18 protein-coding genes and 2 pseudogenes are annotated in these 24947 nt (G+C 74.4%); 8 read left to right on the forward strand and 12 right to left on the reverse strand.

All coding sequences use genetic code 11. The annotated features are described in order from the left end of the window. Window positions 1-2172, reverse strand: a 2172-nt coding sequence (locus G3I53_RS32510) for a hypothetical protein (RefSeq protein ID WP_164439041.1), incomplete at its 3' end; no start/stop codon positions are given. A gap of 19 nt (window positions 2173-2191) precedes the next feature. Beyond that, the gene (locus G3I53_RS32515) at window positions 2192-2992 is read right to left on the reverse strand and encodes a hypothetical protein (protein WP_164335539.1); all 801 of its coding nucleotides are present in this window, start codon (window positions 2990-2992) and stop codon (window positions 2192-2194) included. Between the two features lie 327 nt (window positions 2993-3319). Here G3I53_RS32515 and G3I53_RS32520 point away from each other — a divergent pair, with 327 nt between their 5' ends. Continuing rightward, a complete protein-coding gene (locus G3I53_RS32520) occupies window positions 3320-3853 on the forward strand; it encodes a Pycsar system effector family protein (protein ID WP_164335537.1) in 534 nt (177 codons plus the stop codon). 107 nt (window positions 3854-3960) lie between these two features. On the opposite strand, the gene G3I53_RS32525 is transcribed toward G3I53_RS32520, so the two are convergent. After that, window positions 3961-4662, reverse strand: a complete 702-nt coding sequence (locus tag G3I53_RS32525) for a Crp/Fnr family transcriptional regulator (RefSeq protein WP_164337987.1) — start codon at window positions 4660-4662, stop codon at window positions 3961-3963. Window positions 4663-4845: 183 nt separating this feature from the next. Between G3I53_RS32525 and G3I53_RS32530 the strand changes: the two genes are divergently transcribed. Beyond that, a complete protein-coding gene (locus G3I53_RS32530; RefSeq protein WP_164337986.1) occupies window positions 4846-5355 on the forward strand; it encodes a glutathione peroxidase in 510 nt (169 codons plus the stop codon). Window positions 5356-5513: 158 nt separating this feature from the next. Beyond that, complete coding sequence (locus G3I53_RS32535) at window positions 5514-6389, forward strand: MerR family transcriptional regulator (RefSeq protein WP_164337985.1); 876 nt, start codon at window positions 5514-5516, stop codon at window positions 6387-6389. 109 nt (window positions 6390-6498) lie between these two features. Here the strand turns inward: G3I53_RS32535 and G3I53_RS32540 are convergent, their stop codons facing one another. The 3 genes from G3I53_RS32540 to G3I53_RS32550 form a co-directional block, all read right to left on the reverse strand. Next, a complete protein-coding gene (locus G3I53_RS32540) occupies window positions 6499-6690 on the reverse strand; it encodes a DUF397 domain-containing protein (RefSeq protein WP_164337984.1) in 192 nt (63 codons plus the stop codon). Between the two features lie 238 nt (window positions 6691-6928). Then, entirely contained in the window at window positions 6929-7786 is an 858-nt protein-coding gene (locus G3I53_RS32545) for a helix-turn-helix transcriptional regulator (RefSeq protein WP_164337983.1), read from the reverse strand. 397 nt (window positions 7787-8183) lie between these two features. Next, window positions 8184-8942 carry a GPP34 family phosphoprotein gene (locus G3I53_RS32550; protein WP_164350839.1) on the reverse strand — a complete coding sequence of 253 codons (759 nt, stop codon included), beginning with the start codon at window positions 8940-8942 and terminating at the stop codon, window positions 8184-8186. A 222-nt stretch (window positions 8943-9164) separates the two neighbouring features. Between G3I53_RS32550 and G3I53_RS32555 the strand changes: the two genes are divergently transcribed. Both G3I53_RS32555 and G3I53_RS32560 read left to right on the forward strand, forming a co-directional pair. Continuing rightward, a complete protein-coding gene (locus G3I53_RS32555) occupies window positions 9165-11993 on the forward strand; it encodes a D-alanyl-D-alanine carboxypeptidase (RefSeq protein ID WP_164439042.1) in 2829 nt (942 codons plus the stop codon). A gap of 184 nt (window positions 11994-12177) precedes the next feature. Then, window positions 12178-14145 carry an MFS transporter gene (locus G3I53_RS32560; RefSeq protein WP_164332542.1) on the forward strand — a complete coding sequence of 656 codons (1968 nt, stop codon included), beginning with the start codon at window positions 12178-12180 and terminating at the stop codon, window positions 14143-14145. 73 nt (window positions 14146-14218) lie between these two features. On the opposite strand, the gene G3I53_RS32565 is transcribed toward G3I53_RS32560, so the two are convergent. The 4 genes from G3I53_RS32565 to G3I53_RS32580 form a co-directional block, all read right to left on the reverse strand. Then, window positions 14219-15337, reverse strand: a complete 1119-nt coding sequence (locus G3I53_RS32565; protein ID WP_164439043.1) for an ADP-ribosylglycohydrolase family protein — start codon at window positions 15335-15337, stop codon at window positions 14219-14221. A 127-nt stretch (window positions 15338-15464) separates the two neighbouring features. Further along, window positions 15465-16037: a L,D-transpeptidase gene (locus tag G3I53_RS32570; RefSeq protein ID WP_164337582.1), complete on the reverse strand. Its 573-nt coding sequence runs from the start codon at window positions 16035-16037 to the stop codon at window positions 15465-15467. A 158-nt stretch (window positions 16038-16195) separates the two neighbouring features. After that, complete coding sequence (locus tag G3I53_RS32575) at window positions 16196-18784, reverse strand: bifunctional FO biosynthesis protein CofGH (protein WP_164439044.1); 2589 nt, start codon at window positions 18782-18784, stop codon at window positions 16196-16198. A 76-nt stretch (window positions 18785-18860) separates the two neighbouring features. After that, window positions 18861-19721, reverse strand: coding sequence for an LLM class F420-dependent oxidoreductase (locus G3I53_RS32580; protein WP_164333232.1), 861 nt, complete (start codon window positions 19719-19721; stop codon window positions 18861-18863). Between the two features lie 170 nt (window positions 19722-19891). Between G3I53_RS32580 and G3I53_RS32585 the strand changes: the two genes are divergently transcribed. Beyond that, on the forward strand, window positions 19892-20284 hold the full coding sequence (locus G3I53_RS32585; RefSeq protein ID WP_164350826.1) for a nitroreductase/quinone reductase family protein: 393 nt from the start codon (window positions 19892-19894) through the stop codon (window positions 20282-20284). Window positions 20285-20317: 33 nt separating this feature from the next. On the opposite strand, the pseudogene G3I53_RS32590 reads toward G3I53_RS32585, so the two are convergent. Together G3I53_RS32590 and G3I53_RS34305 are read right to left on the reverse strand one after the other, a co-directional pair. Next, a pseudogene (locus G3I53_RS32590) lies at window positions 20318-20899 on the reverse strand (aldehyde dehydrogenase family protein); the annotation flags it as partial. Next, window positions 20892-21101, reverse strand: a pseudogene (locus tag G3I53_RS34305) (amidohydrolase); the annotation flags it as partial. The pseudogenes G3I53_RS34305 and G3I53_RS32590, both read right to left, overlap by 8 nt. A gap of 263 nt (window positions 21102-21364) precedes the next feature. Here G3I53_RS34305 and G3I53_RS32600 point away from each other — a divergent pair. Then, on the forward strand, window positions 21365-24319 hold the full coding sequence (locus G3I53_RS32600) for a BTAD domain-containing putative transcriptional regulator (protein WP_164439045.1): 2955 nt from the start codon (window positions 21365-21367) through the stop codon (window positions 24317-24319). 222 nt (window positions 24320-24541) lie between these two features. Further along, on the forward strand, window positions 24542-24727 hold the full coding sequence (locus G3I53_RS32605; RefSeq protein ID WP_164334543.1) for a hypothetical protein: 186 nt from the start codon (window positions 24542-24544) through the stop codon (window positions 24725-24727). Window positions 24728-24947: the final 220 nt, after the last annotated feature.

Below are 24947 nucleotides of genomic sequence, written 5' to 3' on the forward strand. Positions count from 1 at the left end.
GTCCGGCCCGGTGCCCCCGCGGGCGTCGGGGCGCCGCGCCGGGCGGTGGTCCTGGAGCCGGTACGCCAGGGGCCGCAGCACCGCGCCGGTGTCCTCGCCGCACTCCAGCAGCACGGCGACCAGCCCGGCGAGGGCGAGCATCGCGTCGTCGGACCGGTGGGTCAGCCGCAGCAGGACGTTCACCGCGTCCGTCGGGAAGCGCACCCCGAGCGCTCCGCTGAAGGCGGCCGCGGCGGTGGACCGCAGGGCGGGGTCGGCCGCGCGGGCCCACTCCCGGCCGACGCCGAGGGCGGTGGCGGCGAGACCCTCGTCGAGGCACATGCACTGCAGCACCAGGGTGGCCGTGGACTGTCCGCCGGGTCCGGCGACACCGCTCGCCCACGGGTACAGGTAGTTGTCGGCGACCTCGTCGAAGGCGGGCCGGGTGAGCAGGGCCAGCGCCGAGGCGACGGAGAGCTGCACACCGAGGCCCGGCCGGCCGTCGACGAGTTCGGTGAGCCAGTCGCGCACCCCGTCCCAGTACGCGGTCGAGCGCTTCGCCCACAGCTCCTCCAGCACCCACTGCCGGTAGTGGGGGGCGGCGAACACCAGCGCGCTGCGGGTGCGGGCGCCCTCCTTGTGCTCCTCCACCGCGACCAGACTGTTCTGGGCGAGCATCAGCCGGCGGTCGGCGCTGCGGCGGTGCGCCTGCGCCTTCTCCTCGTCGCTCGCCAGGACGGGGAACGTGGACGCCACCCACTGTTCGAGGCGTTCCTGACACGTCTCGAAGTCGCGGTAGCCGGCCCCGGTGACGAACGCGAGGGTGGTCACCTCCGTCCACTCCTGCGGGTCGCGTCCGCCCGCGAACCAGTTCCGCACGGGCTCCGCCGCGCCGCTGCCGTACTCCCGCCACACCTCGGCGGGGACGGCTCCCTGGGCGATCCGGCCGGCGGCCTCGGCCACTTCCGCGACGGCGCACCCCGGGGGCATCTCCTCGACCGCCTGCTCGACGGTCCCGTCGGTGCACTCCGCCCGCACCAGCCGGAGCCGCAGCACGGCCGTGAGGTCCGGCGGCTGCCACGGCACATGGCGGACGGAGCCGGGGGCCTCGCCCTCCACGGGGTGCACGGTGGTGATCACCAGGTGGGCCCCGGCCTCCCGCACGGCGTCCCGCACCCGGCGCCAGTCGAAGTCCGCGGTTCCCGTCGCGGCCTCGCGCATGCGGTCGATGAGGAGGTAGCCCACACCCTTCTCGAAGGTGACCCGTCCGTCGGCGAGGTCCTCCAGGCTCCGGCCGGGCGAGAGCACCACGTACTCGGTGCCCTCGGCGACGGCCGCCGCGAGGGCGACCGCCGCGGACCGCTTGCCGATCCCGGGCGGGCCCACCACCACGACCACACCGTCCCGCTCCAGGGCCCGTACGGCGTCCTCGAAGCAGTCGGGGCGGACGTACGGCCCGAGCAGCGCGTCCGCCTCACCGGCGTCCAGGCGGCCCACCGCGCGGCGGCGGGCGTTGGCGGTGGCGCCGGTGCCGCCGGCGATACCGAAGTGGGCGCCGGGGGCGTCCAGGGCCCCGAAGAAGTACTGGTTGACGCTGTTGTGGGGCACCGCGGAGGACGACGCCGCGCGGCCGGACCCCGGCCCGGACCCGGAGGGCTTCTCCGGGTGCTCCGGCTTCTCCGGCTGCTCCCCGGGAGCCCGCTCCCGCTCCCCGGCCGGCTTGCCCTCGGGGTCGTCCTGTCCGGTGGCCCCGCCCCCGTCGGTGCCGCCTGTCCCGTCCCCTCCGGCCCGGGCGCCTGCGGCCCGGGCGCCTGCGGTCTCATCGGAGGGCCCGGAGTCGCGGGGGCCGCCCGAGGGGCGGGGGCTCCCGGGCTTCCAGGACTGCTCGGGCTTCTTGGCGGGTTCGTGCTTCTTGACGTGCTCGGGCTTCTTGACGTGCTCGTGCTTCTTGGGGTGTTCGGCCTGCTTGGCGTGCTCGGGCTGTCGTGCCGGGCCGGCCTGCTCGGTGGGGCCGGCGTGCTGGGCTTGCCCGGCCTGCATGGCCTGCTCTGCGGTGTCCGGCTTGCCGGTCCGTCCGGTGGTGGTGTCCGTGCCGCCGGTCGTCGCGGTGTTCTCGGCGTCGTCCGTGCGCCCCGCGTCCCTCGCGCCCCCGGCGGCTCCTCCGGCGCGCGACTCGCTGCGTTCCTCGTCCATGGTCAGCCATCACTTCGGATCATTTGGAGATCCCGAAGACGGCCCCCTGCGCGTGGACGGTTCCGGAAATGACCTGAACCACCGTGTCTCCAGGTGCAGTTGGCGCACTCGGGGGGCGCGCGTCGGAAGTTTCACCACCCCTGGGTGCCTCCCGCCCGGTCTCCCGCACGGGCTCCGACGGGGCCTCCTGCCGGTCCTCCCGGCCGCCCTCCCGCCGGGCCGGCGGCGTCAGATCGAGGGTGCGGACGTCGTAACCCGGGACGCGGATCCACACCCGGCCGGCGAACTCCTTCTCCGCGACGCGCACCTCGCGGAACTCCTGCGCCCGGACCGTGGTGTACGCCTCGCGGACGACGTCGTTGAAGACCGTGGAGGACACCGCGAGCGCCATGGCGGCGTCGGGCGCCGCGTCCAGGGCCGAGCGCAGGGCCGCGCTGTCGAGCATGCGGCCGATCTCCACGGGGGCCCGGCCCTCGAAACCGTTGGCGGCCGGGGACGCCGTACCGAAGTGCACGGCCACCCGGAGCCGCAGCCGGGACCCTGGCAGCCGGCCGTGGTTGAACTCACGCAGCCCGGCGTCCAGATGGCGCATGAACGTGTCGACGAGGTGCGGCTCGGAAGCCCCCTCCGGCAGCACGGCGAGCACCGAGTCGCCGCCGACCTGCGTCTCCCACCGCTCGCGCTCCAGGCCGGACGCCTCGGCCGCGTCGGTCAGGATGCGCTGGATGGCCCCCTGCAACTGCCGCTGCGTCACGACGTCTGCGCGGCCGTAGCCCTTGGCGTCGACGGCCAGGAGCAGTCTGCGACGGAACGTCATCATGATGGAACTCCCCGTTCTCTCGGTGGAGTCGGGCGGGCCCCGCGGCCCGGCGACTCCGTGGTGCACCGGCGTCCGCTCCCCCCACGCGCGGACGCCGGTACGCCAGTCGTACACGTCTCGTACAGGGGCAACCCCGTCGAATTACGGGATGCGGGAGGGTCCGCACCGTACAGCGGGCCACGGGAGTGAAGAGCGGGGCCGGCCGCGCGCGCGAACCGGAACAGGACAGCCCGAATCCCGCAGAAATGCCGGATCTGCTGCCCGGCGGTGCCCGTCAATGGAGGGAGAGGCCACAGCGGGCAGCACGCCGAGGGATGAGGGGGCCGCATGCCGTCCACCGGAGCCGAACGGGACAGCCGTCCGGCGCAGTTCATGTTCACCGCGCTGCAGAACACCCATCAGCACGCCGACAGCAAGGCGGGCATCCTGGCCGCCGCGCAGGCCGCGCTGGTCGGCACGGCCGGCTGGTGGAGCAGACCCGCGCTGCACGCCGTCGGGGACGGTGGCGCCCCGGGGGTGCTGGCGGGGGTGCTCATCGGGCTGTTCCTGGGCGGGCTGTTCGGCGGGGCCGGGTTCCTGGCCGCCGCGCTGCGCCCGCGGGTGCTGGAGCCGGGGCGCAGCAACCGCTACAGCTTCGTCCACCTCGCCACGGGCCCCGACATCCTGCCGCCCGCCGCCGGTGGGTCCGGCGACGAGGAGGCCGAAGCGGCGCGGGAGCGGCGGGAGTTGTCGCAGACGATCCGCTTCCTGGCCCGGGTGGCGGTGCGCAAGTACCGCTGTCTGACGGGGGCCGTGGTGTGCACGGCGGTGATGGGGGTCAGTGCCGGGCTGCTGGTGGTCCTGCGCCCGCTGCTGGGCTGACCGGAAGCGGCTCGCCGTCCGGCCGGGGGGCGGCCCACGTGGGCCGACACCGAGAGCGGCGTCGCGCGCCGGCGCGCTCGCCCCCTGCAGCCGCCCGCCGCCCGGGGCTACTCCCCGGCCGCCAGGTCGGCGATGCGCCGGAGGCGGGGCAGGTCGCGGATGACCGTGGATCCGTAGCCCGTCTCCAGCAGGCCCTCGTCGCGCAGTTCCCGCAGGCCCTTGTGGACGGTGGTCTCGGCGGCACCGGTGAGGGCGGCCAGTTCGGGCTGGGTGAGGCGGCAGCCCAGGACCGCGCCGCCGTCGACCGGGTGGCCGTAGGTGGTCGCCAGCTCGACCAGGAGGCGGGCCAGGCGCACCTTGACCGGGTAGCCGCGGAAGTCGAGGCGGCGCCGGTTGGCCCAGCGCAGCCGGTCGGCCACGATGCCGGTGAGGGCGATGCCGATCTCGGGGCGCCGCATCAGCAGGGCGCGCAGCGCCGCCGGCTGCAGGACGACCGCGGTGATGGTGCCGCAGGCGGTCACGGTGGCCGAGCGGGGAGCGCCGTCCATGGCCGCCATCTCGCCGACGGTGTCCCCGCCGACCCGGACGGCGAGCAGGGACGTCTCCCCGTTCTCCACGCGCGCGGTCACCTTGGCGAAGCCGGACAGCAACAGCAGCACGTGCCGGTCGCGGGCGCCCTCGCTCAGCAGGACCTGTCCGGCCTCGAAGCCGACCTCCACGCCCAGTCCGAGCATCTCCTCCCGGGCAGGGGGCGCCAGCCTGCCCAGCAGGCTGCCCGCGGGCCACTCGGCGTAGCGGTACGGCGGCATCGGCACGGTCCCCCCGGCGGGTCGGTGAACACCGTCCGCCATCGTGCCCGCTCGGCCGCCGTCCGCGCCATGTGTACGCGCGGGGGCAGCGGTCCGGGCGCGGGCCGTGGTAGAGGGGCCCGGGCGCCCGGGGCGGGCGGTGCTGCGGCTCGGTCCTCCGGTGGCCGGAGCTAGCATCCGGGCATGACGACTGAAGAGAACACCGGTACCTCGCCCCTCGACGTGGAGATCGACGCGCTGAACGGCGGCTCCGCCGCGCTGGCCCAGTACGCCGGGAAGGCCGTGCTGGTGGTGAACGTGGCCTCCAAGTGCGGGCTGACCCCGCAGTACGCCGGTCTGGAGCGACTGCACGAGCGGTTCGCGGAGCGGGGCTTCACCGTGCTCGGGGTGCCCTGCAACCAGTTCCTCGGGCAGGAGCCCGGCACCGCCGAGGAGATCGCGGAGTTCTGCTCGGCCACCTACGGCGTGACCTTCCCGATGACCGAGAAGGTCGAGGTCAACGGCGAGGGGCGGCACGCGCTGTACGAGCGGCTGGCCGGTTTCGCCGACGCCGAGGGGCACAGCGGGGACATCCGCTGGAACTTCGAGAAGTTCCTGATCGGCCGGGACGGCAAGGTCGTCGCCCGGTTCTCGCCGCAGACCGAGCCGGAGTCGGCGGAGGTCGTGGCGGCGGTGGAGAGCGCCCTCGCCTGACCTGCACCGTGCCCGGGACGGCCCCCCCGGCTCGGGACGGTTCCCCGTGCCCGGGACGGCTGTCCCGCGGGGCGGGGTCGCTGCCCCGCCCGGCTGCCGTTGACCTTGCCCCTGGGGCAGGGCCGAGCGTGTGCGGTGCCGGGCGGAGGGACCGTCCGGTGACGGAGGATGCCGGGGTGGACGAGGAACTGCTGAGCATCGGCGCGTTCGCGGCACAGGCGCGGCTGTCCGCCAAGGCGCTGCGCCTGTACGACCGGCTGGGGCTGCTGGCCCCGGCGCGGGTCGACGACACCACCGGGTACCGGTACTACCGGCCCGGGCAGGTGGAGCGGGCCCGGCTGGTGGCGCTGCTGCGCCGGCTGGACATGCCGCTGGCGCGGATCGCCGAGGTCGTCGACGAGCCGGACGGTGCGCGGGCGGCCGCGCGTCTCGCCGCCTACTGGGCGGACGTGGAGACGCGGCTGGCGGGGCAGCGGACACTCGCGGAGTACCTCCGTGGACGCCTGTCGGGGAGGAGCTCCGAGATGTACGGGAAGTTCACGGTCGAGACGGTGGACGTGCCGGAACAGGTACTGATCACCGAGACGCGGCACATGCTGGCGGACGAGCTGCCGGCGTGGATCGGTGCCTCGCTGGGACGTCTGGAGGAGGCGGCCCGCGACTGCGGGGGCGTGACCGGCGCCCCGTTCGTCGCCTATCACGCCGACGTGTCGATGGAGAGTGACGGTCCCGCCGAGGCGTGCGTGCCGGTCGCCGACGAGGCGGCAGCCCGGGAGTGGGCCGCGCGCCGGGGCGCGCCCCGCGGGGTGGCGGTGCGGGTGGAGCCGGCCCGGCGGCTGGCGCGTACCCGGATCACGAAGGCGCAGGTGGCGCATCCGCAGATCATGGCCGCGTTCGAGGCGGTGGAGCAGTGGATGGCGGCCGAGGGGCTGAGTCAGGCGGGGCCGTGCCGGGAGGTGTACTTCGCCCCGTGGGACACGGCCGCGCCCGGGGATCCGGTGTGCGATGTCGCGTTCCCGGTGACCGGCCGCTGAGCGGCGGGGCTCGGCCCGGTCACGGGCCGAGCCCTCTCGGCAAGGACGGCGGACTCGACGAGAGGGCTCTGCGCACCGGCGGCGCCAGTGGCGCTGGTACGGTCGCCGGTCAGTGCTTCACCGTGGAGACGAAGGCGCTCCACGCGTCCGCCGGGAAGGCCAGCTTCGGCCCTTCGGGAATCTTGGTGTCCCCTAGTTCCAGAGCCTCCTCGGTGGTGGACCTGACCATCACGCAGGCGCCGTTGTTGTTGGTGTAGGAGGACGTCTTCCACGCTTCCGTGGCGCCCAGACGAATTGCCATGATCGCTCCGTAGCCAGTTGCTGAGTTGCTGTCACCGGGCTGCGCATTCCGGCATGGACCCGCAGAACGGATTGCGCCAACCTGTGCTGTCGGCTGGCGTGATCGACGCTACTCGCCAACATCCTCTTTCGGAGCAGCCGTTCACTCGACTGGATGGCATATTCCAGGTGAGACATACGGGGAGGCATGTCAGGCATGTAAAATGCCGCCCCGCTCCCGTCCGGGACCCGTCAGGGCGTCAGCGCGCGTAGTCCTTCGCGAGGCGTTCCACCAGCTGACGGGACTGTTCGACGTTCAGCGACTGGGCCCGCAGGTGCTCGTACATCACGGTGTACTTCTGCACGTCGTGCGGCTTCTCCAGGTACAGGTCGCTGGTGACACCCTCGATGTACACCACGCTGGAGTCGGCCGCGTCGGCGAACTCCAGGATCGAGTACTGGCCGTTGATCCCGGCGTGCGCGCCGACCTCGAAGGGGAGCACCTGCACGGTGATGTGCGGCAGCTGGCTCAACTCCATGACGTGTTCCAGCTGTTCCCGCATCACCTGGCGGCTGCCGACGACCCGGTGCAGGGACGCCTCGTCGAGCACCACCCACAGCCGCAGCGGGTCCGTCTCGGCGGTGATGCGGCTCTGCCTGCGCAGGCGCACCTCGACCCGCTTGTCGTTCTCCTGCTCGCTGGACTCCGGCGACCCGCCCTGGACGATCGCCTCGGCGTAGGCGCGGGTCTGCAACAGGCCGGTGATGATCTGCGGTTCGTACACCCGCAGCGACTCGGCGTCGGTCTCCAGGCCGATGTAGACGCTGTACGGGATGTCGCCGAAGGCGTGCCACCAGCCCTGCTGGCGGGAGTCCTTGGCCATCTGCATCAACGACTCGACGATGCGCTGGTCCTCCACCTCGTAGACCCCGCACAGGTCGCGGACGTCGCGCTGGCTGATGCTGCGCCGGCCGTTCTCCAGGCGGCTGATCTTCGACTGCGACACCAGCAGCCGTTCCGCCACCTCCTCCGCCGTCATGCCCTTGAGCTCACGGAGCCTGCGCAACTCCTGGCCCAGCCGGCGTCGCCTGACGGTGGGATTGACATTGGACGCCACGGGACGTGCACCTCCGGCTGCGTGCCTCGTACTTGCTCGTACTTGCCACTTTGCGTATCTGCTGCTCAGCAGACTGCCACCAAGGTGCTTCCCACCGCTGGGAAACGGTGGATATGCGACGGGGGCACGTCAGTGTGCCGGGACGGACGGCACCGGGGACCGCCGCCCGGCCGGCTTCCGGCACGCCGGTGGGGCGGGGAGAGCCCTCGCTCTCCCCGCCCCGACCGGACAGCGGCTCCCGTGACCGGGTCTGTGACGGCCGCGGATGCGTTGCCGCGCCGTCCTGGGTCGCGTCGTGCGGTCCCGTGCCGGGCCTGCTGTCCTGTGCCGTGTGCGTGCCGTGCCGCGGTCGCGGTGCGGTGCGTCGTGCGTGGCCCCCCGCGTGGGGGACGTGTCGTCAGTGGGCCACTACGCGCGCCATGGATCCGCGGCGCGGCTGTGCGGGAACCCCTCGGGCGGGCTCCGTCGTGCCCCGGCCGCCCGCACCGGGCTGCCGGGCGGCCGCCGATGCCGGGCTGCGGCGCGGCTGTGCGGCCACGCCGTTCTGGACGTCCATCACGGCGTGCGCCACGAGGCCGCCCATCGGGTCGTGCCGGATCAGGTCCCGCAACCGGGAGCGCGAGGACCGGCCCTCGTTCCCCGGGTACAGGTGCTTGCCGAGACCCACCGCGTGCGCCAGTGCGGCGAGCGCCGCGGTCCGCGGGTCCGGCGGTACGCCGGTGCGGATCGCGGAGTCCAGCCGGGCCCTGATCTCCCGGCTGATCTCGGTGTCCGTCGCCTGGTAGCGAGTCGTCGGCAGTACCCCGCACATCTGTCCCGCCACGGCATGCACCATGCCGCAGCGCTCCAGATGCGAGAGGTACGTCTGGCGGAGCCCGAGTCGGGGCCCGCCGATCCAGTGGACGGCCCGTACCGGAGCGCCGCGCCTGCGCAGCAGCTCCAACGCGCTGTCCAGTGTCGGATCTCCAGTCGGCCGTGGTACGACCACGGCGATACGATCCCCGTCTGGGGCTATCCGTCCGGCCAGCGCCAGCTCCACTAGCTGTGCTCCGGCCAGACCGAGGTCGAGCGACTGCGGCTGCGCAGTGGTACCCGTGGTCGGGTCCAGTGCGAGCAACAGAAGCTCCTCCGGAAGTGTTCTGCGGCTCCTGCCCATCCATGCCTCCCCGCGTGGATGTCTGACAGGGTGACCCCTCTCACATTGGTCTGTCGAGAGCGCGTGACCGGTTCGTAAGGGAACCGGTAGGTATGTCGTTCCCGTCTACCACGTGGGGCCAGGCCCGCACACAGGACACTGGTACATGGTTCGGACAGCGCGCGGAGCGTTGTCGCGGGCGGCGGTTCACGGTTCGGTTGGCGCACGCGGGGCGTGCGGCACATGGAGGAGGCATCGGTGGCGGGCGAGTCCCCCGACAGGTCGAAGCAGCGTGCGTCGTCGGAAGAACCGACGCCGGGGAGCGCGGGTCCGGTTCCCGAGGCCAGGAGCGAGGCGGAGGACTCCGCCCGCAGGCGTGACCCGCGGCTGGCGGTGTCGCGGGAGCCGTCGCCGTCCGGCTCCGCCGAGTCCCCGGCACCGTCGGACACGCCGGCCCGGGGAGGGGTCGACACGGCGACCCGCGTGCTGTCGGTCCGCGAGACGGCGACGGAGGACGCGGAGGAGACCGGGGCGGACGCCTCCGACGCGGACGAGCCGGGCACGGGCGGCGCGGGGGACGCCGGGAGCCCTGAGGGCACCGGGGACGCCGGGGACACCGGGGACTCCACCGCCGGCACGGACACCGACGGCGGCGCGGACGAGGCCGACGCCGACGGTGACGCCGCGGCCGACGACGCCACCCGGGCCGACGACGCCACCGGCGGTGCCTCCGCCGAGCGTGACGATTCTGCTGCGACGGGTGACGCCCGGCTGCGCGCCGCCGTGGCCGCGTGGGTGCGCACGGCCGACGAGGCCCAGGACGCCCGGCCGGCCCGTGACGACGACACGGCCGGGGACGAGGCCGGCACCGGGACCGCCGACACCGAGGACGGTGCCGACGCCGACGCCGGTGCCGACGCCTCCGAGCCCCCTGCGCCCACCGCGCCCACGAAGCCCCTGGACGACGCTGCCGCCGACGGGACCGACGCCGACGTGGTCCCGTCGGCCGAGGACGCTCCCGAGGCCGCCACGACCCCCTCCGGGGCCTCGGACGCGCCCGAGGACGCGACGGACGCCCCCGACGACAGCGATGTCGCGGCCCCGGCCTCCGCCGACGACACGCCCGACGCCGACCGCGAGGACCGGGAGGACCGCGAGGACCGGGACGACAACCGCGCGGCCCGCGCCGACGAGAACGGCCAGGACGGACAGGACGGACAGGACGGACAGGACGGCCGGGACGACGACGGCGGAGAGGCCGAGGGCGGGGACGAGGCCGGCGGCCGCAAGGGCCCCGTCGACCAGCCCACCGCCGTGTTCACCACGCTCCGGCCCTCCGAGCGGCCCGTCGACCAGCCCACCACGATGCTCAAGCTGGGCGACGCGGCGAAGGCGTCCGCCGGGCCCGACACGGCCGACACAGCCGACACAGCCGACACGGCCGAAAAGACCGGCAAGCCCGACAAGGCCGACCGGACCGGCAAGGGCACCGGAACCGGCGAGGACGACCGGGCCGGGAGCGAGCCCCCCGACTCCCCCGACTCCCCCGACTCCCCCGACTCCCCCGAGTCGCCCGAGTCCCCCGGGACGTCCGAGCCCCCCGAGTCCCCCGCCGAGCGGACCAGCAAGTTCGTCGCGCTCAAGCCGCTCGACGATCCTGGCCTCCGCAAGCCGCCGGTCACCGACGCCACCACCGCCCTGCGGACCGTCACGCCGGCCGCGCCGCCCGCCGACGCCACGTCCGCCCTGCCGCAGGCCGAGCCGGAGCGGACGACGCAGCAGCCGCTGCCGCCGAAGCCCCCGCTGGACCTGCTGGCCGAGCTGACGAACACCCCGCCCCCGCCGGAGACGCCGCTGCGGACCGCCGTGCGGCGGGTCAAGATCTGGACCCCGCTGGTCCTGCTGCTGGTGATCATCTTTGCGGTCGTGCAGAACATGCGTCCGCTTCCCGAACCCACGCTCGACCTCACCGCCGAGGACCGTTTCACCTTCGAGGGCGGCAAGGTCGACATCCCGTGGCCGGCCGACGGACAGGCGGCCCTCGACGTGCAGGGCATCGGCTCGTTCGGTTCCTCCGGGGAGCAGAAGCCGGTGCCGATCGCCAGTGTCGCCAAGGTCATGACGGCCTACGTGATCCTGCGCGACCACCCGCTGAAGAGCGGCGCGCAGGGGCCGATGATCAAGATCGACGAGCCGGCGGAGAAGCAGTCCGACGCCGGTCAGGAGTCCACCGTCGACGTCACCGCCGGGGACGAGATCTCCCAGCGGGAGGCGCTGGAGAGCATCCTGATCGCGTCCGCGAACAACGTCGCGCGCCTGCTCGCCCGGTGGGACGCGGGGTCGGAGAAGGCGTTCGTGGAGAAGATGAACGCCGCCGCCGAGGACCTCGGCATGACCAACACGACGTACACCGACCCCTCGGGCCTGAACAACACGACCGTCTCCACGGCCGTGGACCAGGTGAAGCTGGGCAAGGCGGCGATGAAGCAGCCCGCCTTCCGCGAGGTGGCCGCCATGATGTCGTACGACGACTACAAGGGCGTCAACCACTCCAACTGGAACCAGCTGGTGGGCCACAACAACGTGGTCGGCATCAAGACCGGCACCACCACCTCCGCGCTCGGCAACCTGCTGTTCGCGGCGAAGAAGGACGTCGACGGCGAGATGCGCACCATCGTCGGCGCGGTGGTCCGCCAGCCCGCCGGGGGCAAGGACAACACCATCCTCAGTGCCGCGCTGACCGCCGGTGACGACCTGATCAGGGCCGCGCAGGGCGCGCTGGAGTCGGCGACCATCCTGAAGAAGGGCACGGTCGTCGGGTACGCGGACGACGGTCTGGGCGGGCGGACGCCCGTGGTGGTGACCGAGGACGTGAAGGCGGTCGGCTGGGCGGGCCTGTCGGTGAAGCTGACGTTCGCCGCGGACAAGGTGCCGCACGAGGCGAAGGCGGGCACCGAGGTGGGCTCGCTGACCGTGGGCGACGGCACGAGCAGTGCCGTCAAGGTGCCGGTCGCCCTCCAGGACGACCTCGTGGAGCCGGGCTTCACGGACAAGCTGACGCGTCTCGCCTGATCACGGCGAGCGGCGGGCACGCCCCGCCCCGTGGGCCGTCCTCCATCGCGGGGGACGGCCGGCGGGGTGCGTGCTAGCGTCACGAATCGGGCAGGTCGCCGGTCACCGGAACGCGGCCGTGGGCACCCACGGCGGACGGGACGCTGCCGCCGAACAGAAGACGGGACACGGGGAGTGCCTTCAGGTGGCCACTGCGGAGCCGACACGCGCCGACGACGCCGATCCGGGCCCGGCATCGGGTTCGCGAATACCCGCGCCCGGAGCAGACGGGCCGGAGCCGGACGGCCGGCCGCGCCCTGAGCCCGCCTCGGAACCTGTTTCCGAGCACACCTCCGAGCACGACTCGGAGCACGACTCGGAGCACGATGCCGAGCAGGACTCCGCGCCCGGTGGTGCGCCCGGCCCCGGCCGGGGCGAGGAGCGGCTGCCGCGCCCGGTCCGCGCCGTGCGGGCCGGGATGCTGCGGCATCCGGTGCTGTCCGTCACCGCGCTCGCCGGGGTCCTGCACGTCGTCTGGTTCTTCACGTTCGCCAACAGCGGCGGCGACCTCGCGGCGCAGGACGCCTGGGCCGAGTTCGTCGGCCGCCACCCGGACCAGGCGTACAACCTGGCCTGGTACGGCGGCATGCACCCGGTGTCGTACAGCGTGGTGTCCCCGTATCTGATGTCCCTCCTCGGCGTGCGGACCACGATGATGATCGCGGGGACCGTGTCGGCCGGGCTGCTGACCCTGGTCCTGATGCGCAGCCGGAGTGTGCGCAACCCCCTGTGGGCGGCGCTCGCGGGCGTGTTCGCGCTGCTGTGCAACGCGGCCTCGGGGCGGGTGACGTACGGGCTGGGCACGATGTTCGCGCTGGGCGCGGTCGCCGTCGTCTTCTGCTGGCCGTACCGCTGGCGCTACAAGCGGTGGGCGAAGGCGCTGTGCGCGGCCCCGCTGGCGGCGCTGGCGACGATGGCCTCGCCGGTGGCCGGCCTGTTCGTGGGGCTGGTGGCGGTGGCGCTGTTCCTGCAGAAGCGCCGGCCGGGGGCCTGGGCGCTGGGGCTGGCGCCGACCGCGGTGGTGGCGCTGTCGGCCTGGCTGTTCCCGTTCTCCGGCACCCAGCCGATGGGGTTCGGCTCGGTGATCCTGCCGCTGGTGTACTCGGTCCTGGTGGTGTTCCTCGTGCCCCGCGAGTGGCGGACCGTGCGGCTCACGGCCGGGGTGTACGGGCTGGGTGTGGTGCTGGTCTGGCTGATCAGTTCGCAGATCGGCTCCAACATGACGCGGCTGGCGATGCTGTTCGCGGGCGTGGTGCTGGTGGCGGCGCTGCCGTTCGCGGTGCCCCGGAGCCGCAAGTGGTACGCGATCGTGGTGGCGTTCGTCGGGTTCACGGTGTGGATCGGGTTCAAGTCGGTCGACGACGTCGTGCACACCACCCCGGCGGCGTCCTGGGCGCGGGAGCTGGCGCCGCTGGTGAACGAGTTGCAGGAGGTCGGCGCGGAGCGGGGCCGGGTGGAGGTCGTGCCGGCCCGCTCGCACCGGGAGGCGTCCGCGCTCGCCCCGTACGTGAACCTGGCCCGCGGCTGGAACCGGCAGGCCGACATGGAGCGCAACCCGCTCTTCTACGACGACACCCTGAACTCGGCGAACTACCACGAGTGGCTCAAGCGCTGGGCGGTGCACTACGTGGTGCTGCCCAAGGACGAGCCGGACGGGGACGGCGGGGAGCGGGAGCGGGAGCTGGTGCAGCGCGGGCTGCCCTACCTGAAGCAGGTCTGGGGCGACGCGAACTGGCAGCTGTTCGAGGTGGTCGCCCCGACGCCGCTGGCCGAGCCGAACGCGGTGGTGGAGCGGGCCGAGCAGGGCGCGATGACGATGCGGGTGGAGAAGGCCGGACGTGTCCTGATCCGCATCCCGTACTCGCCGTGGCTGAGCCTGGTCGACGCCGAGGGCGCGGCACTGGACCCGCCCCGGGAGACGGAGGAGTCCGAGGCCCGTCCGGAGGGGGAGCCGAAGACGTACGAGAACGTCAACGGCTGCCTGATGGAGACGGAGGAGGACGCGAACGGCGACCGGTGGACGGTGCTGCTGGCTCCGGAGCCGGGCACCTACCGGCTGGCCGCGCCGTACAAGTGGTCGCGGGGCACGCCCTGCCCGGAGGAACTGCGCTGACCGGCGCACCCGGCCCGGGCGGGCGTCGGTATTCGGGACGGCCGGGACGCCGCACGGGATCCGGGTGGACCGGTCAGACGGCCCGCGGGTAGCGGGCCAGCCAGGCCGCGGAGGAGGCGGTGGGGCTGTGCAGGGCGGCGCCCTGGGTCATCTCCATCGCGAAGTCGTCGGCGAGTTCCAGGATGGTGGGGCGGCCCTCCAGCTCGGCGAGCCAGGCCGGGGGCAGGGCCGTCTCGCCGTGCAGGGCGCCGAGCAGTCCGCCGGTCAGGGCGCCGGCGACCGCGCTGGGCCCGTCCTGGTTGACGGCGAGGCACAGTCCGTGGCGCACGTCCTCGCCGACCAGCGCGCAGTACACGGCGGCCGCGACCAGGCCCTCCGCGGTGCCGGTCCCGCTGAGCCGGGAGACGCGCTCGGGGGTGGGCATGCCCTGCCGGACGGCGCCCAGGGCCTGCTGGAGGGCGTTCGAGACGGCCTCGTTGCCGGGCAGCGCCGACAGCAGCGCGAGGGCGCTCTGGACGGCCGCGTCCGGGTCCTCGCCGCGGGCCAGCGTATGCACGATCACGGCGTACGCGCCCGCCGCGAGGCAGGCGTCCGGGTGGCCGTGGGTCTGCGCGGCGCACTCCACGGCGAGCTGGGCGACGAGCTGCGGCTCCCAGCCGACGAGCAGCCCGAAGGGCGCGGACCGGGCTGCCGCCTCGGGGCCGGTCTCCTGGGGGTTCTTGGGGGCCTCGGGCGTGCCCATGGTGCCGTCGCCGAGGCCCAGCAGCAGCGGCCGGGCCGGGTCGCGGCGGGCGTACAGCCACTCCTCGCGGGCCAGCCAGCCGTCGTCCTTGCGGCGCTCGTCGGGGCCCCAGTCGCGCTGGGTGGTGGCCCAGCGCAGGTAGGCCCGGTGCAGGTCGGTCGGCGGGTGCCAGGCGCCGGTGTCGCGGCGCACCTGGGCGCGGATCAGCCCGTCCACGGAGAACAGGGTGAGCTGGGTGAGGTGGGTGACGGCGCCCCGGCGGCCGTAGGCGAGGCCGAGGTCGACGACGCCGGCGGCGCCGTGCGCCTCGCGGATCGCGTCGGTCGTCAGGGCGGCCACGGGCGCGCCCAGCGCGTCCCCGAGGGCCACGCCGAGCAGCGTTCCGCGCACCCGGCTGCGGAAGTCCTGCTGCTCACGGCGCCCCCACACGGGGCCGGTCGTCGCACCCACCCAGACCTCCCCGGACACCGTGCACACGTACGACGCCCAGCACTGTAATCGAACGGGGACGGCGGGTTCACGGCACGGATCGGTATCGCACCCCCGGGCCCGCGGCGCGTGCCGTGCCGCAGGGGCGTTACTCGACGACCCGGACGGTCGTGCCGGCCGTGCCGAAGGCCCACAGGGCCTCGCCGTCGTCCTTGGCCACCCGGATGCCTCCCGTCCGCGCGCCCGAATCGGCGGGCGGCGGGGAGGAGCCGTCGACGGCGTTGGAGAAGGCGATGGAGACACCGGACCGGGCGGTGAAGTACATGATGTGCTCGACCTGGACACCGTCGCTGCCGGTGGTGGCCTCGGTGCGGGTGCCGATCGTGTAGCTGCCGGGCTCCGGGGCGACCGTGCCCGGCCAGACCGGGAAGGTGCGGCGGGGCGCGTCGCTGGCGTCGACCAGCCACACGCGTTCACGCTCGAGGGAGTAGACGATGCGGCGGCCGGTGCCGGAGTCGGCCGGCACGGCCTCGGGGTTCTTCTTCGCGGGGCCCGCGGACGGCTTCGGGTCGGCCGTCGCGGAGCCGTTCGGCTCGCTCGTGGCGGCGGCGGGCCTCGGCTTGGGCCCCTGGTCCGCCTGCACCGCGAGGACGGCCACGACGGCCAGCGCACCCGCGGTCAGCCCGGTCACCCAGGCCCACGAGGGAAGACGGGCAGGCAACGGTACGCATCTCCTCGGTCGGCGCAGTTCCGGCCCCCGGAACCGGAGGTCGGATCATCCTACTGCGAGCGCCCCGTGCGCCGTTCCGCCCGGGCCCCGGGGGCCGCGACCGCCGGCGCGGCCCCGGATCCCGTGGCACCTCCGCTCGTCGCGGAGGCTCAGTCCAGCACCGGCAGCAGCTCCGGCAGGTGCCCGTCGGACGCCTCCGCCGCGCGCCGGCGCTCCTCGGGGACCTCCCCGTACAGCGTCGTGCGCGGCTTCGCCGGGCGGCCGGCCGCCTCGGCCACGGCGACGAGGTCCTTGACCGACTTGTAGGAGCCGTAGGAGGAGCCCGCCATGCGCGAGATGGTCTCCTCCATGAGGGTGCCGCCGAGGTCGTTCGCGCCGGAGCGGAGCATCTGGGCCGCGCCCTCCGCGCCCAGCTTCACCCAGCTGGTCTGGATGTTGGGGATGTGCGGGTGGAGCAGCAGCCGGGCCATCGCGGTGACCGCGCGGTTGTCGCGGACCGTGGGGCCGGGGCGGGCGATGCCGGCCAGGTAGACGGGCGCGTTGGTGTGCACGAAGGGCAGGGTGACGAACTCGGTGAAGCCGCCCGTCTCCTGCTGGATGCGGGCGAGGGTGCGCAGGTGGCCGAGCCAGTGGCGGGGCTGGTCGACGTGGCCGTACATCATCGTCGAGGACGAGCGGATGCCCAGTTCGTGGGCGGTGGTGACGACCTCGATCCAGGTCGCCGCGGGCAGCTTGCCCTTGGTCAGGATCCAGCGGACCTCGTCGTCGAGGATCTCGGCGGCGGTGCCCGGGATGGTGTCCAGGCCCGCCTCCTTCGCCGCCGTCAGCCACTCGCGGACCGACATCCCGGTGCGGGTCGCGCCGTTGACGACCTCCATCGGGGAGAAGGCGTGCACGTGCATGCCGGGGACGCGTGCGCGCACCGCCCGCGCGATGTCGAAGTAGGCGGTGCCGGGCAGGTCGGGGTGGATGCCGCCCTGCATGCAGACCTCGACCGCGCCGACGTCCCACGCCTGCTGGGCGCGGTCGGCGACCTGGTCCAGGGAGAGGGTGTAGGCGTCGGCGTCGGTGCGGCGCTGGGCGAAGGCGCAGAAACGGCAGCCGGTGTAGCAGACGTTGGTGAAGTTGATGTTGCGGGTGACGATGTAGGTGACGTCGTCGCCGACCGCCGCCCTGCGCACGTCGTCCGCGATGCGGCACAGCGCGTCCAGGGCCGGGCCGTCGGCGTGCAGCAGGGCCAGCGCCTCGGCGTCGGTCAGCCGGGTCGGGTCGTCGGCGGCGGTGTTCAGCGCGGCCCGCACGTCGGTGTCGACGCGCTCCGGCACGAGCCCGGGGGCGGCCGCCTCGCGCAGGGCGTCCCAGTCGCCGTACACCTCGTCGAAGTCCGCGCGGCGGTCGCCGGTGCGGCCCTCGGTGTCGATGGTGCGGTGCAGGTCGGTGCGGCCGGTGGCGGTGAACGCCTCGTCGGGCTCCTGCCAGGGCAGGCCCTTCGGCAGGGCGTCCGGGCGGGCCAGGCCGGTGTCCGGGTCGGCGAGCGCGGCCACGTGCGGGCGCAGCCGCGGGTCCAGCCAGGGCTCCCCGCGGCGCACGAACTCCGGGTAGACGCAGAGGCGTTCGCGCAGCTCGAAGCCGGCCGCGCGGGACGTCTCGGCCAGTTCGTCGATCCGGGGCCAGGGCCGCTCGGGGTTGACGTGGTCGATGGTCAGCGGGGAGACGCCGCCCCAGTCGTCGATGCCGGCCGCGATGAGCCGGCCGTACTCGGCGTCCACCAGGTTGGGCGGGGCCTGGAGGCAGGCGGACGGGCCGAGGACGTGCCGGGCCACGGCGACCGTGGCGACCAGCGCGTCGAGTTCCGCGTCCGGCATGCCGCGCATCGCGGTGTCCGGCTTGGCGCGGAAGTTCTGGATGATCAGTTCCTGGATGCCGTGGTGGGCGCGGGAGATCTTCCGCAGCGCGAACAGGGAGTCGGCGCGCTCCTCGTAGGTCTCGCCGATGCCGATGAGGATGCCGGAGGTGAAGGGCACCGAGGAGCGTCCGGCGTCCTCCAGCACCCGCAGCCGGACGGCCGGTTCCTTGTCCGGGGAGCCGTGGTGCGGGCCGCCGGGCTCGGACCACAGGCGGGTCGCGGTGGTCTCCAGCATCATGCCCATGGACGGCGCCACCGGCTTGAGGCGCTGCAGGTCGGTCCAGCTCAGCACGCCCGGGTTGAGGTGCGGCAGGAGGCCGGTCTCCTCCAGGATGCGCACCGACATGGCGCGGACGTAGGCGAGGGTGTCGTCGTAGCCGTGGGCGTCGAGCCACTCGCGCGCCTCGGGCCAGCGGTCCTCGGGCTTGTCGCCGAGGGTGATGAGGGCTTCCTTGCAGCCGAGGGCGGCGCCCTTGCGGGCGATGTCGAGCACCTCGTCGGGGGACATGAACATCCCGTGCCCGGCGCGCCGCAGCTTGCCGGGCACGGTGACGAACGTGCAGTAGTGGCACTTGTCCCGGCACAGCCGGGTCAGCGGCAGGAACACGCTCTTGGAGTAGGTGATGACGCCGGGGCGTCCGGCCGCCTCCAGCCCGGCGTCGCGCACCCGGGCCGCCGAGGCGCACAGGTCCTGAAGGTCCGCGCCGCGGGCCTGGAGCAGCACGGCCGCCTCGGAGACGTCCAGCGAGACGCCGTCCCGGGCCCGTTTGAGGGCGCGCCGCATGGAGTTCCCGGTCGGGCCGCCGGTGCCGGAGGTCACGGAAGTCGTCATCCCTTGAGCATACGTTCGGGGTGATCAGGACGGAGAGGGGCCGCTTCCGGCCGGTGCGAGCGGGCCCGCGCGGTCCTCACCGCGCGGTCCCGTCGACGAACGGCTGGACGGCGTCGAGGGCCCGCAGCACCTCCGTCTCGCCCTCGGGCGGCAGCTGCACCACGGTCTCCTCGATGCCCAGCTCGGCGTAGTGCGCCAGCTTGCCCGGGGTTGGATGGACGGCGTAGGGCACCACCTGGAGGGCCTCCGGGTCGCGGCCCGCGTCGGCCCACACCGTCCGCAGGGCGGGCAGCGACTCGGACAGGCCGCGTCCGCCGATGGGCAGCCAGCCGTCGGCGTACTCACAGATGTGGGCGAACAGCTTCGGTCCCGCGCCGCCGCCGATGAGCGTGCGCGGTCCGACCACCGGGCCGCGCGGCTTCTGCACCGGCTTGGGGTGCGCGAAGCTGGCCCGCACGCTGGCGAACTCGCCCTCGTAGGCGGTCGGTTCCTCCGACCACAGGGAGCGCATCAGGCCCATCCGGTCGCGCACCAGCTCGCGCCGGGTGCGCCAGTCGACGCCGTGGTCGGCGGCCTCCTCGACGTTCCAGCCGAAGCCGACCCCGAGCGTGAACCGGCCGCCGGAGAGGTGGTCGAGGGTGGCGATCTGCTTGGCCAGGTCGATCGGGTCGTGCTGGGCGGCGAGGGTGATGCCGGTGCCCACCCCGAGCCGCTCGGTGACGGCGGCGGCCTGGCCGAGCGCGACGAAGGGGTCGAGGGTGCGGCCGTACTCGCGGGGCAGCTCGCCGCCCGCCGGGTAGGGGCTGGTCCGCTCGACGGGGATGTGGGTGTGCTCCGGCAGGTAGAGACCGGCGAATCCGCGCTGTTCCAGCTCGCGGGCGAGCCGGACGGGGCTGATCGTCTCGTCGGTGAGGAAGATCGTGACGGCGATGCGCATGGGCGGCCTTTCGTACGCGGACGACGACTCATCAATACCGGGGGCGCGCCCGCTCTGTCCATACCGACCGGTCGGCATACGACCGGGTGCCGGGTGTCCCGGCGCGCCCCGTGGCGGGAACGCACCGGTCCCGGCCCGGTGTTCGCGGGCCGCGGGTAGCCTCGTCCGGCATGACGTCCCGAGCCGCACGCAAGTACCGGATCGCCAGGGCGGTCCAGCGCCGGATCAATCCCGTGCTGCGCAGGCTGCCGTTCCAGACGGTCCTGGAGACCACCGGCCGGGTCTCCGGCCTGCCCCGCGCCACCCCGGTGGGCGGGCGGCGGACCGGGGACGCGTTCTGGCTGGTGTCGGAGTTCGGTGAGCGGTCCCAGTACGTGCGCAACATCCGGGCCGACCCGCGGGTGCGGGTGCGGCTGCGGGGCCGCTGGCACACCGGCACCGCCGTGCTCCTGCCCGACGACGACCCCCGCGCCCGGCTGCGCCGGCTGCCCCGCCTCAACGGCCTCGCCGTGCGGGCGTTCGGCGCGGAGCTGCTCACCGTGCGGGTCGACCTCGACGGCTGAGCCGGGCCGGGCGCAGGCGGCGGGCGGCACGGCTCATCCCGGCCGGACGATCGACTGCACCTCGCTGCAGGCGTGCAGGGCGTAGGAGCCGACGTCCCGGCCGACGCCGCTGCGGCGGAACCCGCCGGAGGGCGCCTCCATGTTCCGGCCGACGGTGTTGCTGCCGACCCCGCCGGTGCGCAGCCGCCGGGCCACCCGGAAGGCGCGGGGCACGTCGGCGGACCAGACGTAGTCGATCAGTCCGTACTCGCTGTCGTCGGCCAGGGCCACCGCCTCGTCCTCGTCGTCGACCGGGACGACCACGACCACCGGGCCGAAGATCTCCTCGCGGGCCACCCGCATGCCGTCGGTGCAGTCGGCGAGCACGGTCGGCGCGACGTGGAACCCGCGCTTCAAGGGCGGGCGTTCGCCGCCCGCGACGACCACCGCGCCCTCCTTGCGGCCGAGGCCGACGTACGCCTCCACCCGGTCGCGGTGCGCCGCCGGGATCACCGGACCGACGACCGTGCCCGGCTCCCGGGGGTCGCCCACCGGCAGCCGTGCCGCGTACCCGGCGAGCCGCTCCACCAGCGGCTCGTACACCGACCGGTGGGCCGGCACCCGGGTGGGGGCGGTGCGGGTCCTCGTAGACCCACCGGTCGCCGAGCGGGCCGTCGTCGCCCGGCGCGCCCATCACGGGCTTGAAGCGCCCGCCGAGCAAGGACATCTCCTTCAGCGGGGCACGCACGATCCGGGGGCCGGTGTCGTGGTACCTCCTCGGCAGCCGGTCCTTCCAGACGTCCGGCGGCTCCACGGTGTGATCGTCGACGGAGATGATCCGCGGGCACGCGGGGCGTGTGGCTGACGTGTCTCCATGGGGGACGCAGTAGCGCTGACATGACGGATGACGGATCGTCAGCTGATGTGGTGGGCGCTCCGGGCGCGGCGGCGCGGTGACATCACGGCGCCGCGGCACGCAGAAAGCTGTAAAGACCTTGTGAACCAGGAGCACCCCCGTGTGATCGGCGTCTCCCACGGCTGACGCATCCGCCGTGCGCAAGGCAGACTGGCGTGGTTGCTCAGTGACAATGGGGGGACTGCATGGACGGTGTGCCGCGAGTGCCGGAGCAGCGGCGGCCCGGCTCCCCGGCGGAGCCCGCGGCGCTGCGCTTCTGCGTGCTCGGCCCGGTGCGCGCCTGGCGCGGCGACGAACCCGTGGCGACCGGATCACCTCAGCAACGCGCCCTGCTCGCCGCCCTGCTGCTGCGCGAGGGCCGCACCGCCACCGCCGCCGAGCTGATTGACGCGCTGTGGGGCGAGGAGCCGCCCTCGCAGGCACTGGCGGCCCTGCGCACCTACGCCTCCCGGCTGCGGAAGGTCCTCGACCCGGGCGTTCTGGTCAGCGAGTCCGGCGGGTACGCGGTGCGCGCGCCGGCCGACGGATCGCTGGACGTGGTCCTTGCGCAGGAGCTGGCCGCCGACGCGGAGAAGGCACGCGCCGCCGGGGACCTGTGCGCGGCGCGCGCCGGCCTGGACCGGGCGCTGGCCCTGTGGGACGGCGAGGCGCTGGCCGGCGTGCCCGGCCCGTACGCGGAGGCCCAGCGGGCCCGGCTGGAGGAGTGGCGGCTGCAACTCCTGGAGACCCGGCTGGACATGGACCTGGAGCAGGGCTGTCACGCGGAGGCCGTCTCGGAGCTGACCGCGCTGACCGCCGCGCACCCCCTGCGGGAGCGGCCGCGGGAGCTGCTGATGCTGGCGCTGTACCGCAGCGGCCGGCAGGCGGAGGCGCTGGCCGTGTACGCCGACACCCGGCGGCTGCTCGCCGACGAACTGGGCGTGGACCCGCGGCCCGGCCTGCAGGAGCTCCAGCAGCGCATCCTGCGCGCGGACCCGCACCTCGCGGAGCCGTCCTCCCCGGCGCCCGAACCGGCACCGGCCCCCGTCCGGCCGGCCCAGCTGCCCGCGACCGTGCCGGACTTCACCGGGCGGGCGTCCTTCGTCCGCGAGCTGGGCGAGACCCTCGCCTCCGCGGAGGGCCGGGTGATGGCGGTCTCCGCGCTGGCCGGGATCGGCGGCGTCGGCAAGACCACCCTCGCCGTGCACGTCGCCCACCGGGCCCGGTCCGCCTTCCCGGACGGCCAGCTCTACGTCGACCTGCAGGGCGCGGGCGCGCGGGCGGCGGAACCGGAGACCGTCCTCGGCTCGTTCCTGCGCGCCCTGGGCACCCCGGATGCGGCGGTCCCGGACTCGCTGGAGGACCGGGCGGCGCTGTACCGCTCGGCGCTGGACGGCCGCCGCGTGCTGGTGCTGCTGGACAACGCGCGCGACGCCGCGCAGGTGCGCCCGCTGCTGCCGGGCACCGAGGGCTGCGCGGCCCTGATCACCTCCCGGGTGCGGATGGTGGACCTGGCGGGCGCGCACCTGGTCGACCTGGACGTGATGTCGCCGGACGAGGCGCTGACCCTGTTCACCCGGATCGTCGGCGAGGAGCGGGTGGCCTCCGAGCGGGACGCCGCGCTGGACGTGGTGGCGGCCTGCGGCTTCCTCCCGCTGGCCATCCGGATCGCGGCCTCCCGGCTGGCGGCCCGCCGCACCTGGACCGTCTCGGTGCTGGCCGCCAAGCTGGCCGACGAGCGCCGCCGGCTGGACGAGCTGCAGGCCGGCGACCTGGCGGTGAAGGCCACCTTCGAGCTGGGCTACGGCCAGCTGGAGCCGGCCCAGGCGCGCGCCTTCCGCCTGCTGGGCCTGGCCGACGGCCCGGACCTGTCGCTGACGGCGGCGGCCGCGGTGCTGGACCTCCCCCTGGACGACACGGAGGACCTGTTGGAGTCCCTGGTGGACACCTCCCTGCTGGAGTCGGCGGCGCCCGGCCGCTACCGCTTCCACGACCTGGTGCGGCTCTACGCGCGTGCCTGCGCGGAACGCGACGAACTCCCCCCGAGCGAGCGGGAGGGCGCGCTGTCCCGCCTGCTGGACTTCGCCCTCGCCACGACGGCGGGCGTGTACGCGATCGAGCGGCCCGGTGACCGGCTGGTGGACCACCTGGCGCCGGCCGGGTATCCAGGACTGGCGTTCCCCGACCGCGAGACCGCCCGGGACTGGCTGTACACGGAGGCCAACTGCCTCCTGGCGCTGGCCCGTCAGTCGGCGGCCCGCCCGGACACCCTCGACCGGGCGGTCGACCTGCTGTGGGCCGCGCTCGACATCTCGGAGTCGGGCGCCAACCCGCGCGAGTACGCGGCGACGGCCGAGGTCCTGCTGGAGGCGGCCCACCGGTTCGGCGGGCCCCGGGTGCGGGCGCGGGCCCTGATGACGCTCGCCCACGCGCACGTGGACGGCGGCCGGTTCGACCGGGCCGACGAGGGCGCCGGGCACGTGATCCGCCTGGCCCGGGAGGCCGGCGACCTGCTCCCCGCGTCCTGGGCGCGCAACGCGCGCGGCATCATCGCGCTGTACCAGGGGCGCAACGAGGACGGCGAGGAGCACCTCTCGCACGCCATCGAGCACTTCCGCACCCTGGGCGACCGCCCCGGCGAGGCCAGCGCGCTGTGCAACCTGTCCCGGATCCACCTGGCGACGGGACGCATCGGCAGCGCGGTCGCCCTGGCCGAGCAGGGCACCGCCGTCTACGACGCGATGGGCAACTCCATGCGCGGCGCCAACGGGCGGTACGCCCTGGGCATGGCGCTCACCCGCAGCGGCGACCTGGACGCGGCGGCGGACCGGCTCGGGGAGGCCCTGGAGGTGTTCCGGGAGAGCCGCCAGCGGCTGTGGGAGGGCATGACCCTGTTCCGGCTGGCCGAGGTGGACATCGCGGCCCGCTGCTTCGGCCGGGCGGCGAGCAACGCAGAGATGGCGCTGACGGTGCTGCGGGGCATCGGCGGGGAGTGGCGGCGCGGCAACGTGCTGACCGTGCTCGGGCACGCGCTGACGGGCGCCGGCCAGACCGGCCGGGCCCAGGTGTGCTGGCGCGACGCCCTGCGCATCTACGAGGAACTCGGGGCGCCGGAGGCGGAGACGGTGCGCGAACTTCTGCACCGTGTACCGGCCGTGTGACAACTCGGCCGCCGTTCATCATTCGTTTATCGCCCGGCGGCATGCTGGGTTCCAGTCGATCCGTCGCGTCGGGGGGCAGGCGGGTCGACCGGGTAGGGGCCGCACACCCCGGGGGGGGGAAGGGGCAGCGGTCCGGTGGGCCCGCCCGGGCGTCCTCGGGGGAATGTCCGGACGGGCCCCCGCCGACCACCGACCGACACACCAACGCGACGGGAGCACCACATGAGCGACGAGCAGGACATCAAGCCCCAGGACATGCACGCCACCGGCGGCACCGAGCCGGGCCCGGCGGCCGGGGACAAGCTCACGGACGGCCAGGCCGGCACGGAGGACATGCACGCCACCTCCGAGCCGCTGGAGACCAAGGACATGCACGCCACGTCGGAGCCGTTCAAGCCGACCCGGTAGCCATCTCCGCACGGGGTCGGGCCGCGGCGGCGCGGAGGGGAGCCGCCGCGGTCCGCTGCCGTGTCCGGGCCGGGGGCGGCCGGCCGGGTCAGTCCCGGCCGGCCGCCCCCAGGCGTGCCTTGACCACCTTGCCGCCGGCGTTGCGCGGCAGGCCGCGGACGAAGACGACCGAGCGGGGCACCTTGCAGTTGGCCATCTCGCGCCGGGACCAGGCGATCAG

Source organism: Streptomyces sp. SID14436 (assembly GCF_010548465.1).
In the GTDB taxonomy this organism is placed as follows: domain Bacteria; phylum Actinomycetota; class Actinomycetes; order Streptomycetales; family Streptomycetaceae; genus Streptomyces.

What these genes read in the sequence shown, in the direction of transcription:
- G3I53_RS32585 (WP_164350826.1), top strand. Translation starts at nt 19,892, where the DNA reads ATGACGTCCCGAGCCGCACGCAAGTACCGGATCGCCAGGGCGGTCCAG.
- G3I53_RS32515 (WP_164335539.1), bottom strand. Translation starts at nt 2,992, where the DNA reads ATGATGACGTTCCGTCGCAGACTGCTCCTGGCCGTCGACGCCAAGGGC.
- G3I53_RS32575 (WP_164439044.1), bottom strand. Translation starts at nt 18,784, where the DNA reads ATGACGACTTCCGTGACCTCCGGCACCGGCGGCCCGACCGGGAACTCC.
- G3I53_RS32605 (WP_164334543.1), top strand. Translation starts at nt 24,542, where the DNA reads ATGAGCGACGAGCAGGACATCAAGCCCCAGGACATGCACGCCACCGGC.
- G3I53_RS32555 (WP_164439042.1), top strand. Translation starts at nt 9,165, where the DNA reads ATGGAGGAGGCATCGGTGGCGGGCGAGTCCCCCGACAGGTCGAAGCAG.
- G3I53_RS32525 (WP_164337987.1), bottom strand. Translation starts at nt 4,662, where the DNA reads ATGCCGCCGTACCGCTACGCCGAGTGGCCCGCGGGCAGCCTGCTGGGC.
- G3I53_RS32600 (WP_164439045.1), top strand. Translation starts at nt 21,365, where the DNA reads ATGGACGGTGTGCCGCGAGTGCCGGAGCAGCGGCGGCCCGGCTCCCCG.
- G3I53_RS32550 (WP_164350839.1), bottom strand. Translation starts at nt 8,942, where the DNA reads ATGGGCAGGAGCCGCAGAACACTTCCGGAGGAGCTTCTGTTGCTCGCA.
- G3I53_RS32540 (WP_164337984.1), bottom strand. Translation starts at nt 6,690, where the DNA reads ATGGCAATTCGTCTGGGCGCCACGGAAGCGTGGAAGACGTCCTCCTAC.
- G3I53_RS32530 (WP_164337986.1), top strand. Translation starts at nt 4,846, where the DNA reads ATGACGACTGAAGAGAACACCGGTACCTCGCCCCTCGACGTGGAGATC.
- G3I53_RS32520 (WP_164335537.1), top strand. Translation starts at nt 3,320, where the DNA reads ATGCCGTCCACCGGAGCCGAACGGGACAGCCGTCCGGCGCAGTTCATG.
- G3I53_RS32580 (WP_164333232.1), bottom strand. Translation starts at nt 19,721, where the DNA reads ATGCGCATCGCCGTCACGATCTTCCTCACCGACGAGACGATCAGCCCC.